The organism is Sulfurivermis sp. (assembly GCF_059410345.1).
Genome location: NZ_JBLJDO010000016.1, coordinates 15,861 through 31,834 on the forward strand (window position 1 = coordinate 15,861; position 15,974 = coordinate 31,834).

15 protein-coding genes are annotated in these 15,974 nt (G+C 63.9%); 10 read left to right on the plus strand and 5 right to left on the minus strand.

What is annotated here, in order from left to right; all coding sequences use genetic code 11:
* Positions 1-196: 196 nt before the first annotated feature.
* From nadA to ACMV8A_RS11965, 5 genes are all read right to left on the minus strand, one after another.
* Positions 197-1,297 (minus strand): quinolinate synthase NadA, encoded by a 1,101-nt coding sequence (gene nadA, locus ACMV8A_RS11945; RefSeq protein WP_495326041.1) that lies wholly within the window; start codon positions 1,295-1,297, stop codon positions 197-199.
* Between the two features lie 46 nt (positions 1,298-1,343).
* Positions 1,344-3,134, minus strand: a complete 1,791-nt coding sequence (gene aspS, locus ACMV8A_RS11950; protein WP_495326042.1) for an aspartate--tRNA ligase — start codon at positions 3,132-3,134, stop codon at positions 1,344-1,346.
* A 148-nt stretch (positions 3,135-3,282) separates the two neighbouring features.
* Complete coding sequence (locus ACMV8A_RS11955) at positions 3,283-3,906, minus strand: DUF502 domain-containing protein (RefSeq protein ID WP_495326043.1); 624 nt, start codon at positions 3,904-3,906, stop codon at positions 3,283-3,285.
* Positions 3,907-3,915: 9 nt separating this feature from the next.
* Entirely contained in the window at positions 3,916-4,179 is a 264-nt protein-coding gene (locus tag ACMV8A_RS11960; protein ID WP_495326044.1) for an FmdB family zinc ribbon protein, read from the minus strand.
* 82 nt (positions 4,180-4,261) lie between these two features.
* Complete coding sequence (locus ACMV8A_RS11965) at positions 4,262-4,537, minus strand: hypothetical protein (RefSeq protein ID WP_495326045.1); 276 nt, start codon at positions 4,535-4,537, stop codon at positions 4,262-4,264.
* A gap of 146 nt (positions 4,538-4,683) precedes the next feature.
* Here ACMV8A_RS11965 and ACMV8A_RS11970 point away from each other — a divergent pair, with 146 nt between their 5' ends.
* From ACMV8A_RS11970 to ACMV8A_RS12015, 10 genes are all read left to right on the plus strand, one after another.
* Positions 4,684-6,528 carry an ABCB family ABC transporter ATP-binding protein/permease gene (locus ACMV8A_RS11970; RefSeq protein ID WP_495326046.1) on the plus strand — a complete coding sequence of 615 codons (1,845 nt, stop codon included), beginning with the start codon at positions 4,684-4,686 and terminating at the stop codon, positions 6,526-6,528.
* Between the two features lie 12 nt (positions 6,529-6,540).
* On the plus strand, positions 6,541-8,097 hold the full coding sequence (locus tag ACMV8A_RS11975) for a thymidine phosphorylase family protein (RefSeq protein WP_495326047.1): 1,557 nt from the start codon (positions 6,541-6,543) through the stop codon (positions 8,095-8,097).
* A gap of 2 nt (positions 8,098-8,099) precedes the next feature.
* Positions 8,100-8,975: a ribose-phosphate diphosphokinase gene (locus ACMV8A_RS11980; protein WP_495326048.1), complete on the plus strand. Its 876-nt coding sequence runs from the start codon at positions 8,100-8,102 to the stop codon at positions 8,973-8,975.
* A gap of 45 nt (positions 8,976-9,020) precedes the next feature.
* A complete protein-coding gene (locus ACMV8A_RS11985) occupies positions 9,021-9,680 on the plus strand; it encodes a DUF1614 domain-containing protein (RefSeq protein ID WP_495326050.1) in 660 nt (219 codons plus the stop codon).
* Between the two features lie 170 nt (positions 9,681-9,850).
* The gene (locus tag ACMV8A_RS11990; protein WP_495326051.1) at positions 9,851-10,990 is read left to right on the plus strand and encodes an HD-GYP domain-containing protein; all 1,140 of its coding nucleotides are present in this window, start codon (positions 9,851-9,853) and stop codon (positions 10,988-10,990) included.
* 17 nt (positions 10,991-11,007) lie between these two features.
* Positions 11,008-11,868, plus strand: a complete 861-nt coding sequence (locus ACMV8A_RS11995; protein WP_495326052.1) for an SDR family oxidoreductase — start codon at positions 11,008-11,010, stop codon at positions 11,866-11,868.
* Between the two features lie 7 nt (positions 11,869-11,875).
* Positions 11,876-12,643, plus strand: coding sequence for a hypothetical protein (locus ACMV8A_RS12000; protein ID WP_495326053.1), 768 nt, complete (start codon positions 11,876-11,878; stop codon positions 12,641-12,643).
* A gap of 128 nt (positions 12,644-12,771) precedes the next feature.
* Entirely contained in the window at positions 12,772-14,325 is a 1,554-nt protein-coding gene (locus tag ACMV8A_RS12005; RefSeq protein ID WP_495326055.1) for a methyltransferase regulatory domain-containing protein, read from the plus strand.
* Positions 14,326-15,227: 902 nt separating this feature from the next.
* Complete coding sequence (locus tag ACMV8A_RS12010) at positions 15,228-15,362, plus strand: hypothetical protein (protein ID WP_495326056.1); 135 nt, start codon at positions 15,228-15,230, stop codon at positions 15,360-15,362.
* Positions 15,363-15,447: 85 nt separating this feature from the next.
* On the plus strand, positions 15,448-15,669 hold the full coding sequence (locus ACMV8A_RS12015; RefSeq protein ID WP_495326057.1) for a hypothetical protein: 222 nt from the start codon (positions 15,448-15,450) through the stop codon (positions 15,667-15,669).
* The last annotated feature ends 305 nt before the right edge of the window (positions 15,670-15,974 follow it).

Genomic DNA, 15,974 nt, shown 5'->3' on the forward strand with positions numbered 1-15,974 from the left:
CATGCCGTCCCTGTCTCAGGACCTCGGGGCACCGCTCAGGGCCCCCGCCCCCGCCGCAGCGGGTTCAAGGCATTAAACCCCATCCGATGCGGCGGGGACAAGCCAGGCGGGGAAAAGCGGAAAAGAATGTGACGGGGGGCACGGAACCAAGGTACAGAGCGCATCGGCAGGGCGGACTTCAGCCCGCCAACAGACCTTACCTGGCGCTCACGTCCAGCATCCGCTCCAAGGCCAGCCGCGCCAGGCGGGACTCCTCCGGCGCCACCTTGATCTGATTGACCACATGACCGGCGACCAGATTCTCCAGCGTCCAGGCCAGGTGCTGCGGATCGATGCGGAACATGGTGGAGCACATGCATACGGTGGGCGACATGAAATGGACGTGCTTGCCCTCGCCCTTGAACTGCTCGTGCAGGCGGTTGACCAGGTTCAGCTCGGTGGCCACCAGCCAGCGCGTGCCGGGGACGGATTCGCGCACGGTCTTGATGATGTACTCGGTGGAGCCGACATAGTCGGACTTCTGGCACACCTCGAACGGCGCCTCCGGGTGGGAGATGATCTTGGCGTCCGGGTATTTCTCCTTGAAACGATCGATGTGCTCGGGGCGAAACATCTGGTGTACCGAACAGAAACCCTTCCACAGGATCATCCTGGCGCGCTTGATCTGCTCCGGGGTGAGCCCCCCCATGGGCAGGTCGAAGTCCCACACCACCATCTCTTCCAGCGGGATGCCCATGGTGTAGCCCGTGTTGCGGCCCAGATGCTGGTCGGGGAAGAACAACACCTTGTCGCGCTGGGCGAAGGACCACTCCAGCACCTTGCGCGCGTTGGACGAGGTGCAGACGATGCCACCGTGGCGGCCGCAGAAGGCCTTCAGGTCGGCGGCGGAATTGATATAGGTGACCGGCGTGATGGTTTCATCCGGGTCGAGCACCGTGGCCAGTTCGCGCCAGGCGCGCTCGACATTGGCCAGGTTGGCCATGTCGGCCATGGAGCAGCCGGCGCCCAGGTCCGGCAGGATGGAGATCTGTTCCGGGCGCGACAGGATGTCCGCCACCTCGGCCATGAAGTGTACGCCGCAGAACACGATGTACTCGGCCTTGGACTGCGCCGCCTCGCGTGACAGCTTGAGCGAATCACCGGAGAAATCGGCGTGGCGGAACACCTCTTCACGCTGGTAGTGATGCCCCAGGATCACCAGGCGCTCGCCCAACTGCTCCTTGGCCGCGACGATGCGTGCCTCGCACTCCGCGTCACTCAGACCGGCATACTTTTCGATCGGCAATGCTTCAGCCATGCGTGCCTCTCAGACCCCTCATTGCGCCACCAGGGTGTAGCAGGTTTTACTTCTCTTCCTTCACCGGCTTGGCGACACGCACGCCCAGTTCGACCAATTGCTTGGGATTCACCGTGGAGGGTGCGCCGGTCAACATGCAGGCGGCGGACTGGGTCTTGGGGAAGGCCATCACGTCGCGGATGGACTTGGCGCCGGTCATCAGCATCACCAGACGGTCGAGGCCGAAGGCCAGACCACCGTGCGGCGGGCAGCCGTACTTGAGGGCATCGAGCAGGAAACCGAATTTTTCTTCCGCCTCCAGCTGGTCGATGCCGAGCTGGTGGAACACCTCCTGCTGCACCTCCTTGCGGTAGATGCGCATGGAGCCGCCGCCAAGCTCGGTGCCGTTCAGCACCATATCGTAGGCGCGCGACAGGCAATTGCCCGGATCGTGTGCCAGCTTGTCCAGGTGTTCTTCCTTGGGCGCGGTGAACGGATGATGCAGCGACACCCAGCGGTTCTCCTTGTCGTCGAACTCGAACATGGGGAAGTCCACCACCCACAGCGGACGCCACTGGCCCTGCAGCAGACCGAGGTCATGACCGATCTTGATGCGCAGCGCGCCGAGGGCCTCGGTGACCACCTTGGCCTTGTCGGCGCCGAAGAAGATCAGGTCGCCGTTTTCGGCGCCGGTACGCTCGATGAGGCCGGCCAGGGCCGCATCATGGATATTCTTGACGATGGGCGACTGCAGGCCATCGCGGCCGGCGGCCTTGTCGTTGACCTTGATATAGGCCAGGCCCTTGGCGCCGTAGATGCCGACGAACTTGGTGTAGTCGTCGATCTCCTTGCGCGACAGCTTCTCGCCGCCCTGCGGCACACACAGCGCGGTGACGCGGCACTTGGGATCATTGGCCGCGCCGGCGAACACCTTGAACTCCACGTCCTGCATCAGATCGGCCACGTCGGTCAGCACCAGCGGGTTGCGCAGATCGGGCTTGTCCGAACCGTAGCGGCCGATGGCCTCGGCGTAGGTCATGCGCGGGAACGGGTTGGGCAGCGCCACCTCCAGCACCTGAGCAAACAGGTGGCGGATCATGCCTTCCATCATGGTCATGATCTGCTCCTCGTTCATGAACGAGGTCTCGATGTCGATCTGGGTGAACTCGGGCTGGCGGTCGGCGCGCAGGTCCTCGTCGCGGAAGCAGCGCACGATCTGGTAGTAGCGATCCAGGCCGGACACCATCAGCAACTGCTTGAAGATCTGCGGCGACTGCGGCAGGGCGAAGAAGCTGCCCTGGTGGGTGCGGCTCGGCACCAGATAGTCGCGCGCACCTTCTGGCGTCGCCTTGGTCAGCATCGGCGTCTCGATATCGAGGAAGCCGTGGTCGTCCAGATATTCGCGCAGGGCGCGGGTGATCCTGGAGCGGAACTTGAGACGCTCCAGCATGGCCGGGCGGCGCAGGTCCACGTAGCGGTATTTGAGGCGCAGTTCCTCGGAGATTTCGTCATCGCCATCGTCGAGCTGGAACGGCGGGGTCTCGGAGCGATTGAGGATGGTCAGAGTCTTGCCCAGCACCTCCACCTGGCCGGTGGGCAGGTTGGCATTCTCGGTCCCCTCCGGACGGCGACGCACGCGGCCTTTCATGTGCAGCACGAACTCGTTGCGCACGCTCTCGGCGGTGGCGAAGGTTTCCGGGGTGTCCGGGTCGAACACCACCTGCACCAGCCCCTCGCGATCGCGCAGGTCGATGAAGATCACGCCGCCGTGGTCGCGCCGGCGGTGAACCCAGCCGGACAACTCAACTTCCTGATCGATAAGGGATTCGTTCAAATGGCCGCAATAGTGGCTGCGCATGGGGAAAAAGTCCTGTTACATCAAAAATTAAAGGCGGGAATGGTACGGCTAGCGCCCGGCCGGCGCAACACCGGCCGTAGCCGCAGGGGTGGGGAAAGATGCGGGAAAGTCGCCGTGGCGCACAGAACACACCTCGGCGGGCTCTCCCCTAGCGCGTCTCTTCGCCCGGCTTTATCCCGGGCGGAACGACGACGCCCATGGAGATGATCATCTTCAGGCCATCGTCCACGCTCATGTCCAGCTCCACCACATCCTCCCGCGGCACCATCAGGAAGAAGCCGGAAGTGGGGTTGGGGGTGGTGGGGACGTAAACGTTGACCACGTCGCGGCCGGTCTTCTGCTGCGCCTCGCCCACGCCGGTGCCGGTCTGGAAGGCCAGGGTCCACAGCCCCTTGCGCGGGTATTCGATGAGCAGCACCTTGCGGAAGGACTGGCCGCCACCGGAGAACATGGTCTCGGCCAGTTGCTTGACCGCCATATATATGGAGCGCACCAGGGGGATGCGGGCCAGCAGCCGCTCCCACAACGCCACCAACCGACGGCCGAACAGGTTGGCCACCAGCATGCCAGTAACCAGCACCACGCTGACCGCCAGCAGCAGGCCCAGGCCTGGGATATGGAAACCCAGCAGGGCATCCGGGCGCAGGCGCTCCGGCAGCAGCAGCAGGGTCTGGTCCATGGTGCCGACCAGCAGCCGGACCACCAGGATGGTCACGCCCAGGGGCAGCCAGAGCAGCAGCCCGGCGATCAGGTAACGCCGCAAATGATGCATCGAGCCGCCTTACTTGGCCGCCGCGCAGCCGCAGCCACCGGCCGCGCCGCAGGCCGGGGCGGCGCTGGATTCGGCCACATTCTTCTTGGCGCCGGACTTGAAGTCGGTCTCGTACCAGCCGCCGCCCTTGAGGCGGAAACCGGCGGCGGAGATCTGCTTCTCCAACTCCGGCTTGCCGCAGGCGGGGCAGTCGCTGAGCGGTGCATCGCTCATCTTCTGCATGGCCTCCATCTGATGGCCGCAAGTCTTGCAGGCATATTCGTAAATGGGCATGGGGATCACCTCATCAACAGGTTGCGGGGATATTCCGCCGCAGAAATAGGGATAAAGGGTAAAAATTCAAGCCGGGGGCGGGCTACTCCAGCCCGAAGCGCTCATGCTCGATACCGCCGGAGCGCTCGATGGCGGCCCGTGCATCGCCGATGGCCTTCTTCAGCTTCTGGTGTTCGGTCACCGACTGGCCGGAGCGGTAGAACAACTCGGCGGCCTCCAGCACCTTTTCCAGACTCTTTACCCGGTAATTCAGGTTGAGCAGGGCCTTGGCGATGTGGTGGGGGTCGTTCCCCTGCTCGCGCATGCGGCCAGCCTCGGCCAGTGCGTCCTTCATTTCCTCTTCGGTGGGCATGCCCATCGCGGTATCTCCAGCTAAACGACTGATTTGCGGAGTATACCTGAAGAGGCAGGGGCGAGGTACGCGCGCCAAGGGAAGCTCCGCCCCGGTGGACGGCGCAACCCGGGACGCGAGCTTTTCCTTATAATGTCAAAAACCTGCGACCCATGCCGATGCACATCCGCCATACCGAAGCCCCCGAGCACACCCGCCGCGACTGGCAGACCATCCGCTTCCTGCTGCCCTACCTGTGGGCCTACCGCGGCCGCGCCTTTTTCGCCCTGCTGTTCCTGGTTCTGGCCAAGCTAGCCAACGTCGGCGTACCGCTGGCACTGAAGGAGATCGTCGATTACCTGGACAACCCGGGCCTGCGCGAGCTGGCCCTACCCATGGCCCTGCTGCTGGCCTACGGCGTGCTGCGCCTGGGCAGTTCGGCCTTCAATGAGCTGCGCGACGTGGTGTTCGCCCGCGTGCGCCACGGCATCATGCGCCGGCTATCACTCACCTTTCTGCAACACCTGCATGCCCTCTCCCTGCGCTTTCACTTGGAACGCAAGACCGGCGCCATCACCCGCGACCTGGAGCGCGGCACCCGCTCCGCCTCCACTCTGCTCAACTACATGCTGTTCAACATCCTGCCCACCCTGGTGGAGGTGACGCTGATCGCCACCGTGCTGTTGGCCAAATACGACCCCTGGTTCGCGGTGATCACCTTCGTCACCGTAGCGGTGTACGTGGCCTTCACCTTTGCCATCACCGACTGGCGCATGCGCTACCGCCACCAGATGAATGCGCTGGACTCGCAGGCCAACTCCCAGGCGGTGGACAGCCTGCTCAACTTCGAGACAGTGAAGTACTTCAACAACGAGCGCTACGAACACCAGCGCTACGACCAGACCCTCACCGGCTGGGAAGACATGGCGGTGAAGACGCAAACCTCGCTGTCCAGCCTCAACATCGGCCAGGGTCTCATCATCGCCGTCGGCGTCACCCTGATGATGATGCTGGCCTCACGCGGCGTGATCGACGGCAGCATGTCGCTGGGCGATCTGGTGCTGGTCAACGCCTTCATGCTGCAACTGTTCATCCCGCTCAACTTCCTCGGCGTGGTATACAGCCAGCTCAAGCACGCGCTATCGGACATGGCGCAGATGTTCGACCTGTTGCACCGCCCGCCGGAGGTCACCGACCGTCCCGGTGCGCAGCCGCTGGTGGTGGGCGACGGCGCCGTGCGCTTCGAGCACGTCAGCTTCGCCTACAACGCAGAGCGCCCGATCCTGTTCGACGTCAGTTTCGATATCCCGGCCGGCAAGAAGGTCGCCGTGGTCGGCCCCAGCGGCAGTGGCAAGTCCACCCTGGCGCGCCTGCTGTTCCGTTTCTACGACACCGGCAGCGGCCGCGTGCTGGTCAACGGCCAGGACGTGCGCGACGTCACCCAGCACAGTCTGCGCGAGGCCATCGGCATCGTGCCGCAGGACACCGTGCTGTTCAACGACACGCTGTATTACAACATCGCCTACGCCCGCCCCGGCGCCAGCCGCGAGGAGGTTTACGAAGCGGCGCGGCTGGCGCAGATCCACGACTTCATCCGCTCGCTGCCGCAGGGCTACGACACCGTGGTGGGTGAACGCGGCCTGAAATTGTCCGGCGGCGAGAAGCAGCGCGTGGCCATCGCCCGCGCCCTGCTGAAACGGCCGCGCATCCTGGTGTTCGACGAGGCCACTTCGTCCCTCGACTCGCGCTCGGAACAGGCGATCCTCGAAGCCCTGGCGCAGGCAGCGCGCGACCACACCACCCTGGTCATCGCCCACCGTCTGTCCACCATCGTCGACGCCGACGAAATCCTGGTGTTGGAGGCCGGCCATATCGTCGAGCGCGGCACCCACCGGGCACTACTGGAAAGCCAGGGCCGCTACGCCCGGCTGTGGGCGCTACAGCAGGAGGAGCGTGCCCGCGAGGCCCTGCCCGAGCCCGCGGCGGCGTCGCACGCACCCAACCATGAAACCTTGTGATATCGTTCAACCATGACCAAGAAACAAACCGCCCCCAACGCTGACACCCTCAAGCTGCGCCGCGTCGCCATCGACACCTACCGTGAAAACGTGGCCTATATGCACCGCGAGTGCGAGATCTACCGCGCCGAGGGTTTTCAGGCCCTGACCAAGATCGAAATCACCGCCAACGGCAAAAAGATCTTTGCCGTGCTCAACGTGGTGGACGACAACAATATCGTCGACCCCTGCGAGCTTGGCCTGTCGGAGCAGGCCTTCGATCAACTCGACCTGCCGGCCGGCCACAGCGTGGCCGTGGCCCAGGCGGAACCGCCGCCGTCCATGGACGCGGTGCGCCACAAGATCGCCGGCGGCCGCCTGCGCCTGCACGATTTCCAGTCCATCACCACGGACATCGTCAACAACCGCTACTCCAAGATGGAGATGGCGGCCTTCCTGGTGGCCTCCGGACAGAACAACCTGGACCGCGAAGAGATCCTGCACCTGACCCGCGCCATGACCGAGTCGGGCGAACGCATCGACTGGCACGAAAGCGTGGTGGCCGACAAACATTGCATCGGCGGCCTGCCCGGCAACCGCACTTCCATGCTGGTGGTGCCCATCGTCGCCGCCCACGGCATGCTGATGCCAAAGACCTCCAGCCGCGCCATCACCTCGCCCGCCGGTACCTCCGACACCATGGAAGTACTGGCCCATGTCGACCTGTCGCCGAAGCAGTTGCGTGAGATCGTGCGCAGTCACCGTGCCTGCCTGGCCTGGGGCGGCACTGCCCGTCTGGCACCGGCCGACGACATCCTCATTTCCGTCGAGCGCCCGCTGGGCATCGACTCGCAAGGCCAGATGATCGCCTCCATTCTGTCAAAGAAGCTGGCCGCCGGTTCCACCCACCTGCTCATCGACATCCCCGTCGGCCCCACCGCCAAGGTGCGCCACATGCGCGAGGCGCTGCAGTTGCGCAAGCTGTTCGAGTACACCGGCGACCGCATGGGCATCCATCTGGAGGTGATCATCACCGACGGCTCGCAGCCGGTAGGCCGCGGCATCGGCCCGGTGCTGGAGGCGCGCGACATCATGCAGGTGCTGAACAACGATCCGGCTGCCCCGTCCGATCTGCGCCAGAAGGCCTTGCGCCTCGCCGGCCGTCTGCTGGAGTTCGATCCGGACGTGCGCGGCGGCTATGGTTACTCCATCGCCCGCGACATTCTCGATTCGGGCCGTGCGCTGAAGAAGATGGAGGAGATCATCGAGGCACAGGGCCGGCAGACGGAAAAATATCAACCCGGCAAGCTCACCTACGAAGTGTGCGCGCCGCAGGACGGCGTGGTCACCAGCATCGACAACTACGTGGTCGCCAAGGTGGCACGCCTGGCCGGCGCACCCATCGACAAGGGCGCCGGTGTCGACGTGTTGAAGAAACTGGGCGACCCGGTGGCCAAGGGCGAACCACTGTACCGTGTGTACGCCGAGTACAAGGCCGACTACGCCTTTGCCAAGGCGCTTAGCGATCAGAACAGCGGCTACCTCATCGGCACGCCGGAGGAAGTGGCAAAAACCTACATGGAGTTGTAAGCATGCTGTTAGGCTTTCACGACTACGAGGCGCAGGGCCGCCGCCTGGCCGACACCCTCGGCCTGCCCTTCGCGCTGGTGGAGCTGCACCGCTTTCCCGACGGCGAGAGCAAGGTGACCTTGCCGGCGGAACTACCCGAACAGATCGTCGTCTGCCGCAGCCTCGACCGCCCCAACGACAAGCTGGTGGAGTTGATGCTGCTCGCCCACACGGCGCGCGCGATGGGCGTCAAACGCATCACCCTGGTGGCGCCGTATCTGTGCTACATGCGCCAGGACATCGCCTTCCATCCCGGCGAGGCGGTGAGTCAGAAGATCGTCGGCGCCTTTCTGGCCGAGCTGTTCGACGCGGTGATCACCGTCGACCCGCATCTGCACCGCATCGAGCGCCTGGAGCAGGCCATCCCGCTCGGCCAGGCGGTCTCCCTGACCGCCGCCCCGGCGATGATCGAATTCCTCGCCCGGCACGTGCAGGCACCCATGCTCATCGGTCCCGATGCCGAATCGGAACAATGGGTGCGCGCCATGGCCGAGCCGGCCGGACTGGATTACGCCGTCGCCACCAAGGAGCGCCTGGGTGATCGCAGCGTGCGCACCAAACTGCCGGAACAGGACTACCAGGGCCGCACCATCGTGCTGGTGGACGACATGGCCAGCACCGGCCGCACCCTCATCGCCGTGGCCAGCCAGCTCAAATTTCGCGGCGCCGGCGCCATCCATTGCCTGGTGACCCACGCCCTGTTCGCCGACGATGCCACGCGCCAGTTGCACGAGGCCGGCATCGAACAGATCTGGAGCGCCGACAGCATCAGCCACCCGAGCAACGTCATTCACCTGGCCCCGCTGCTGGCCGCGGCGGTGCGCGGCCTCACCCCCTGAACGCCTGCAGCAGATGCTGCTCGCACTGACCAGCCCGGGGTAGAGATGTCGCCCTTCCGCTCCCCCCACAAATTCCTGCTATTCGTCTTCGCCGTCGCCTTCCTGCTCGGCATCCTGCAGGTCGGGCTGGTGAGCATCGCCTTCGACAAACTGGGCCTGTCGCAGCAAGCGGCCTTCCTGCTGCTGTTCAGTTCGCTGGCGGGCAGCCTGATCAACCTGCCGCTGTTTTCGGTGCGCGCCGAGCAACCACCGGAGCCATCGCAACTGCCCACTTTCTGGCCGGTCAGGCTGCCACCGTTCACCGGCCGCACCATCGTCGCGGTCAACACCGGCGGCTGCCTGATCCCACTGACCTTCTCCCTCTACCTGCTGCTCAACAACCCGCTACCCCTGTTGCATGCCCTGCTTGGCATCGCCGTCATCAGCGCCGTGAGCTACCACATGAGCCGCCCCATCGCCGGCCTCGGCATCGGCATGCCGCTGTTCGTCGCCCCCATCAGCGCGGCCCTGGTGGCGATCCTGATCAATCCGGAGCAGAGCGCGCCGCTGGCCTACATCAGCGGTACCCTCGGCGTGCTCATCGGCGCCGACCTGCTGCGCCTGAAAGACATCCGCCACCTTGGCGCCCCGCTCGCCTCCATCGGCGGCGCCGGCACCTTCGACGGCATCTTCATTACCGGCATCGTCGCCGTGCTGCTCGCCTGACGACGCGTCCGCCGCATGAGGCTGGCACAGGTGACGCCAGTGCTGGTATAAACGGTGTAAGAAAAACATAACAATAGCGCCGGCCGCGGCCCCCAGACACCGCCTTCGTTCCCACCACACGCCGGAACGGGCCGGGAAGCCGCGCCGACCAATACTTGCCGGGGTGCAACGTGCAACAAGCGATCTACCACCGAGATGACTCGTTGGGTTTCCTCAACGACAACAAACCGCTCGCCGACAAACTGGTGGCATTGCACCAGACCGTGGCGGCGCGTTGCCCATCCATCCACCGCATCGCCATCGCGCTGTATGACGCCAAGACCGACCTGCTGAAGACCTACATCTACAGCAGCGAGGATCAATCGCCGCTGCGTCATTACCAGGCACCTCTCTCCGCCAGCCAAACCTTGAGCCATATCGTGGAAGAGGGTAAACCGCGGGTGGTCAACGACCTGACCATCTTTGCCGGCAGCACGCAGGAACACAGCCGGCGCCTGCTGGCCAGCGGCTTCGGCGCCAGCTACACCATGCCCATGTATCAGAACGGCGCCTTCCGCGGCTTTGTGTTCTTCAACTCCTGCGAACGCGGCGTGATGAGCGAGGAGCTGCTGCACGAACTCGACCTGTTCGGCCACCTGCTGTCCCTGACGGTGATCTACGAGCTGCAGAAGATGCAGAACCTGGCCGACGCCATCAATACCGCGCGCGACATCACGCGCCACCGCGACAACGAGACCGGCAGCCATCTGGATCGCATGTCGCGCTACAGCCGCCTCATCGCCCTGCACCTGGCAGAAAAGTATGGCCTGGACGACAGCTTCATCGAACACATCTTCATGTTTGCGCCGCTGCACGACATCGGCAAGATCGCCATCCCCGACAGCATCCTGCTGAAAGACTCCAAACTCACCGCCGACGAATTCGGCCTGATGAAGACCCACACCAGCAAGGGACGCGCCATGATCGAGACCATGCTGGAGAACTTCAAGCTGCACGACCTGGAACACGGCCAGATGCTGCGCAACATCGCCGAGCTGCATCACGAGGCGCTGGACGGCAGCGGCTACCCCTACGGACTCACCGCCGAAGCCATCCCCATCGAGGCGCGTATCGTGGCGGTGGCCGACATCTTCGACGCCCTCACCAGCCGCCGTCCCTACAAGGAGGCCTGGAGCAACACTGAGGCCGTGGACGCGCTGCAATGCATGAGCGGCCATATCCTGGACAGCGACTGCGTCGCCGCCCTGGTCGCCAATATGGCCGCGGTGGAGCGCATCCAGGCCGAATTCAAGGAAGATGCCATCGGTTGAGGTAGAATGCGGGCATCATGCCCACGTCTACGTCCTCCGCCAAAACCGTCCTCATCACCGGCTGCTCCAGCGGCATCGGCCTGTGCGTGGCCCAGGGGCTGCAGCAACGCGGCTGGCGCGTGTTCGCCACCGCACGCAAGGCCGCCGATGTGGAGAAACTGCAACAGCTCGGGCTGGAAGCGCTGCCGCTGGACCTCGCCGACTCCCTCTCCATCCATGCCGCCATGGACGAGGTGCTGCGCCGCAGCGGCGGCACCCTGGACGCCCTGTTCAACAACGGCGCCTACGGCCAGCCCGGCGCGGTGGAAGACCTCAGCCGCGCCACCCTGCGCGAGCAGTTCGAGACCAACCTGTTCGGCACCCATGAACTCACCTGCCGCGCCATCGAGGTGATGCGCCGCCAGGGTCATGGCCGCATCGTCCACAACAGCTCGGTGCTCGGCCTGGTCGCGCTGCCCTTCCGCGGCGCCTACAACGCCAGCAAGTTCGCCCTGGAGGGCCTCACCGACACCCTGCGCCTGGAGTTGCATGGCAGCGGCATCCACGTCAGCCTGGTCGAGCCCGGTCCGATCATCAGCCGCTTCCGCGCCAATGCCATGCTCAAGTACCGGCAGAATATCGACGCCGGCAACAGCCACTTCCGCGACACCTACCGGCGCATGGAAGGCCGTCTCACCAAGGAAGGCCCGGCCGCACCGTTCACCCTGCCGCCGGAGGCCGTGCTGGCCAAGGTGACCCATGCCTTGGAAGCGCCACGCCCCAAGACACGTTATTACGTCACCTTCCCCACCTACCTGTTCGCCACCCTGAAGCGCCTGCTGCCGGTGCGTGGGCTGGACTGGGTGCTGCGCCGCGTATCGCGCGGCGAAAACAAATAGACCCACGATGTTCCGCCAGCTCCGCATCCTCATCCTGCTGCTGCTCCTGTTCATGGTCGCCGCCACCACCTGGCTGACACAGTGGCGCAGCACCGACTGGAACCGCAGCCAGTGGCTGGTGATCTACCCCATCAACGGCGACGGCCGCGCCGCGACGGATGACTACATCCGCCGCCTGGGCGAAGACAGCTTCCGCAGCATCGAGGAATTCATGGCACGCGAAGGCACCCACTACGGCATCAACGTGGCACAACCCATCGAAATCCGCATCGCCCCGCAGGTCCACGCCCTGCCGCCGCCTCCACCGCCCTCGCGCCAGCCGCTCGAAGTCGCGCTGTGGAGTCTGCACATGCGCTGGTGGGCCTGGCACAACGACAGCTACGACGGCCCGGGCAACCTGAAGATGTTCGTGGTCTATCACGACCCGACCCAACGCGACCGCCTCGACCACTCCCTCGGCCTGCAAAAGGGTCTGCTCGGCGTGGTGCAGGCCTTCGCCGATGCACGGCACGCCGAGCAGAACAACGTCATCATCGCCCACGAACTGCTGCACCTGTTCGGCGCCAGCGACAAATACGACCTCGCCAGCAACCGGCCCTATTACCCCATCGGCTACGCCGAACCGGACAAGCAACCTTTGCACCCGCAACAATTCGCCGAGATCATGGGCGGCCGCATTCCCATTTCTGCGCACGAGGCGGAGATACCGCGCCACCTGCTCGGCGTGATGGTGGGCGAAGCGACGGCGCGCGAGATCCGCTGGATAAAAGATTAAACACACAACCCCTGCCGCAGCGGCGCTGAGACGCAGTGAAAAAATGCAAGAAGCTCCATCCTTGCCCAGCGACAATAATCTCCGCGTCTCCGCGTCTCTGCGACAGGTTTTATAGCCAGGACGTTTACATGACTGCCGACAGCTACGACGACATTCCCTACGACAGCACGCCCTTTGCCGAAACCCATCCCGATCACCTGTGCGTGCTCGGTCGTCTGTTCGGCCTCGATGCCCCGGCGCCGGAAACCGCGCGCATCCTGGAGCTGGGCTGCGCCACCGGCGGCAACATCATCCCGCTGGCCTTTCATCTGCCGCAGGCGACGGTGCTCGGCATCGAACTCTCCGCCGGCCAGGTGGCGGTGGCGCAGGAACTGATCGGCAAGCTCGGCCTCACCAATATCGAAGTGCGCCAGGGCGACATCATGGAACTGGGCACGGAACTGGGGAAGTTCGACTACATCATCGCCCACGGCGTCTATTCATGGGTACCGGACTTCGTACGCGAGAAGATGCTGGCCCTGTGCCAGGAATTGCTGACCGACAACGGCATCGCCTACATCAGCTACAACACCCTACCCGGCTGGCGCATGCGCGGCATGCTGCGCGACATGCTGCTGTACCACGCCCGCAATGCCAAGACGCCGCGCGAGCGCCTGGCCAAGGCCTACGAACTGTTCGACCTGATGGACAGCGCCACCAAGGGTCTCGACGCCCTCAGCGCCAAATATCTGCGCAGCGAGATCGCCGCCGTGCGCAAGGCGCACCCCAGCTACATCTATCACGAATACATGGAAGAGATTAACCAGCCCTTCCTGTTCAGCCAGTTCGCCGCCGACGCCGAGCGTCACGGCCTGCAATACCTCTGCGACGTGGAACTGGGCACCGCCTTCCCCTCCACCCTGGGCGAGGCCGCCGAACAGGCGCTGGACAACGTCGCCGACATGCACGAGCTGGAGCAGTACATGGACTTCGTGCGCAACCGCAACTTCCGCCGCTCACTGCTGTGCCGCAAGGAGCGCTCCATCACCCGCGACCTCGCCCTGGAGCAGTTCGAGAACTTCGCCTTCAGCGCCCAGCTCACCCCGCCCAAGAAGGTGGAACTGAGCCGCCCGCGCGAACAGAAGTTCACCTCCGCCGACAACCACGATTACGACGTCACCCACCCGCTCACCAAGGCCGCCCTGCTGCACCTCGGCGCGGTCCACCCCGACGCCGTGCCCTTCGCCGAACTGGTCGGTGCCGCCCATCAAATCACCGTCAGCAACGGCGGCCGCCAATACGCCGACCAGGTCGAACACCTGTTCGGCGAACTGTTCAGCCTCTACGCCCACCAGGCGATCCGCATCAGCCCACGCCCGCAGCACTTCGCCAAGGAGATCCGCGAGCACCCGTGCCTGCACACCCTGGCCCAGGCCCAGGCCGCGATGAACCTCGGCCACCTCGCCACCGTACGCCACACCACCGTGCAACTGGATGCATTTTCCTCCCATCTCGCACGCCTGCTCGACGGTAGGCGCACGGTGGAGGAACTGACGCAGGAGATGATGGCGGCGATGGAACGCGGTGACGTGCTGGTTGAAGGCGATGGCAAGAAGCCGGATACGAAAAAGCTGGCGGCGACGGTGGCGGCCAATGTGCAGAGGTTGTTGGGGGTGTTTGCGCGGCAGGGGTTGTTGATCTGACTTGTAGGAGCGGCTCTGCCGCGATAGGTTGCCTGCCCCGGCTATGCGACTATCGCGCCATAGGCGCTCCTACAGGTTGTGCGCTGCGCGCGCTGGTTTTGACGGGGGTTCCGTCCCCCTACTTCGGGATTGTGCGCGCTGTCGCGCGGATTAACGTTAATGCGGGGAGCCGCCCCGCGCGCGGGTCACTTTCTTTGTCCCGCCAAAGAAAGTAACCAAAGCGTCGCTCCTGCGCATCCATGCGCCCGCGACATTAGTACATCCCTGCACGTCAAGCCGGCCCCGATGTCTCGCCGCTATCGCGGTTCCCTGCGTTGCTCGCTCAAAACGGGGTTTCGCCGACAGGACGTCCCTGTCCTGACGGCGAAAGACGCGCCCTCCCTGGCGCGTCCCCTGACGGGCCTGTCCGTTTTGAGCTGCGCTACTCGGCGAGACAAAGGGGTAAATACGCAAACCCGGCTCGCCTCCAGCATTGCACACACATCTGGAACGGGAAACCATGTCACGGGTTGGTTGGGTGCGTAACTGCCGCGCGGCATATTGCGCAGCAGGAGATGTGATGTAACGTATTGAATTCTGGCAACCAACCGCCATCCGCGGCCGCCACTATGCGGCGCATATTCCATTTCCGCTGCTATGCGGTCGTTCAGCGGCATATCGGCGGTCGAAATTCACACAGGAAATAATGGCAATCTATTGATGTTGAAAGTAATATCGAAATTCATCGCGGGCATCCCGTCCGTATATGCGGCGGATAATTCGCCGAATAGTAGTTAGGCATATCTATGACACCAACGTGCGCTACCGTCTTAGGAATCACACTACAGCTCATCGGGGCCATGTATTTGGTCTACCAAGCAAAGAAGACAGCACGGAGTTTGGCTGAGTACAAAGGACAGGTCATGTTTGACGAGTTCAGCCCCGCTATAGAAGCATTGACTAAAGAGCTTTCTAGTCAATATTCGCAACAGCTTGTTGGTTTTCTTTTTATCTTCGCGGGCTCTGCTTCCCAACTCTATGCAGCAGTTGCTGCCTAACCCTTCGGTCAAGCGGGACGCTCAGTCGTCAAGCCGGCTTCTCGCCCCTTACCTCCAACGTTAGCCACAACAAGGCGGAAACGTCATGCTCATAAGCAAAGAAGAAGCCATTGCTGAAGCAAATCGCTGGTTGAAGGAACGTGAGGTCAGTGGGATAGAGGTAGTAGGCTATAGGCCACAAGGCGACGGCGTTGCGTGGGAAATAAATACTGCACCCGGGGATGAGCGGTTTAACGAACTCGCAGAGGACTTGCGTGAACATCTAAATGCTTGGGTAAAGAAGGTTCTGGCGGAACGTGCGCGCTAACCCCGTCCTCACTCGCACTCACTCGGGGGCAGACCACAGTTTTCCGTTCTTCTGAATAAAATCCGGGACAGATTTATTTACTTCACACCGCCTGCGCGTAGCGCACGCCACCCGCGCGATGCCGCAGGCGAGCCGGGTTGAAACCCCGTCTGCCGCGCCGAGCATCGCAGCCCGAATCGGATCAAGCCCGCAGGGGACAGGCCAGGGATGGCCTGTCCTCGCCTTCGCGCCAGGACGGCGCGTAGGCGAGCGCCGATTCGGGCGAGAAGCGCAGGGGACCCGCAGGGCGCGGGAGTCGGGTCGCC

What these genes read in the sequence shown, in the direction of transcription:
- nadA (WP_495326041.1), bottom strand. Translation starts at nt 1,297, where the DNA reads ATGGCTGAAGCATTGCCGATCGAAAAGTATGCCGGTCTGAGTGACGCG.
- aspS (WP_495326042.1), bottom strand. Translation starts at nt 3,134, where the DNA reads ATGCGCAGCCACTATTGCGGCCATTTGAACGAATCCCTTATCGATCAG.
- ACMV8A_RS11955 (WP_495326043.1), bottom strand. Translation starts at nt 3,906, where the DNA reads ATGCATCATTTGCGGCGTTACCTGATCGCCGGGCTGCTGCTCTGGCTG.
- ACMV8A_RS11960 (WP_495326044.1), bottom strand. Translation starts at nt 4,179, where the DNA reads ATGCCCATTTACGAATATGCCTGCAAGACTTGCGGCCATCAGATGGAG.
- ACMV8A_RS11965 (WP_495326045.1), bottom strand. Translation starts at nt 4,537, where the DNA reads ATGGGCATGCCCACCGAAGAGGAAATGAAGGACGCACTGGCCGAGGCT.
- ACMV8A_RS11970 (WP_495326046.1), top strand. Translation starts at nt 4,684, where the DNA reads ATGCCGATGCACATCCGCCATACCGAAGCCCCCGAGCACACCCGCCGC.
- ACMV8A_RS11975 (WP_495326047.1), top strand. Translation starts at nt 6,541, where the DNA reads ATGACCAAGAAACAAACCGCCCCCAACGCTGACACCCTCAAGCTGCGC.
- ACMV8A_RS11980 (WP_495326048.1), top strand. Translation starts at nt 8,100, where the DNA reads ATGCTGTTAGGCTTTCACGACTACGAGGCGCAGGGCCGCCGCCTGGCC.
- ACMV8A_RS11985 (WP_495326050.1), top strand. Translation starts at nt 9,021, where the DNA reads ATGTCGCCCTTCCGCTCCCCCCACAAATTCCTGCTATTCGTCTTCGCC.
- ACMV8A_RS11995 (WP_495326052.1), top strand. Translation starts at nt 11,008, where the DNA reads ATGCCCACGTCTACGTCCTCCGCCAAAACCGTCCTCATCACCGGCTGC.
- ACMV8A_RS12000 (WP_495326053.1), top strand. Translation starts at nt 11,876, where the DNA reads ATGTTCCGCCAGCTCCGCATCCTCATCCTGCTGCTGCTCCTGTTCATG.
- ACMV8A_RS12005 (WP_495326055.1), top strand. Translation starts at nt 12,772, where the DNA reads ATGACTGCCGACAGCTACGACGACATTCCCTACGACAGCACGCCCTTT.
- ACMV8A_RS12010 (WP_495326056.1), top strand. Translation starts at nt 15,228, where the DNA reads ATGTTTGACGAGTTCAGCCCCGCTATAGAAGCATTGACTAAAGAGCTT.
- ACMV8A_RS12015 (WP_495326057.1), top strand. Translation starts at nt 15,448, where the DNA reads ATGCTCATAAGCAAAGAAGAAGCCATTGCTGAAGCAAATCGCTGGTTG.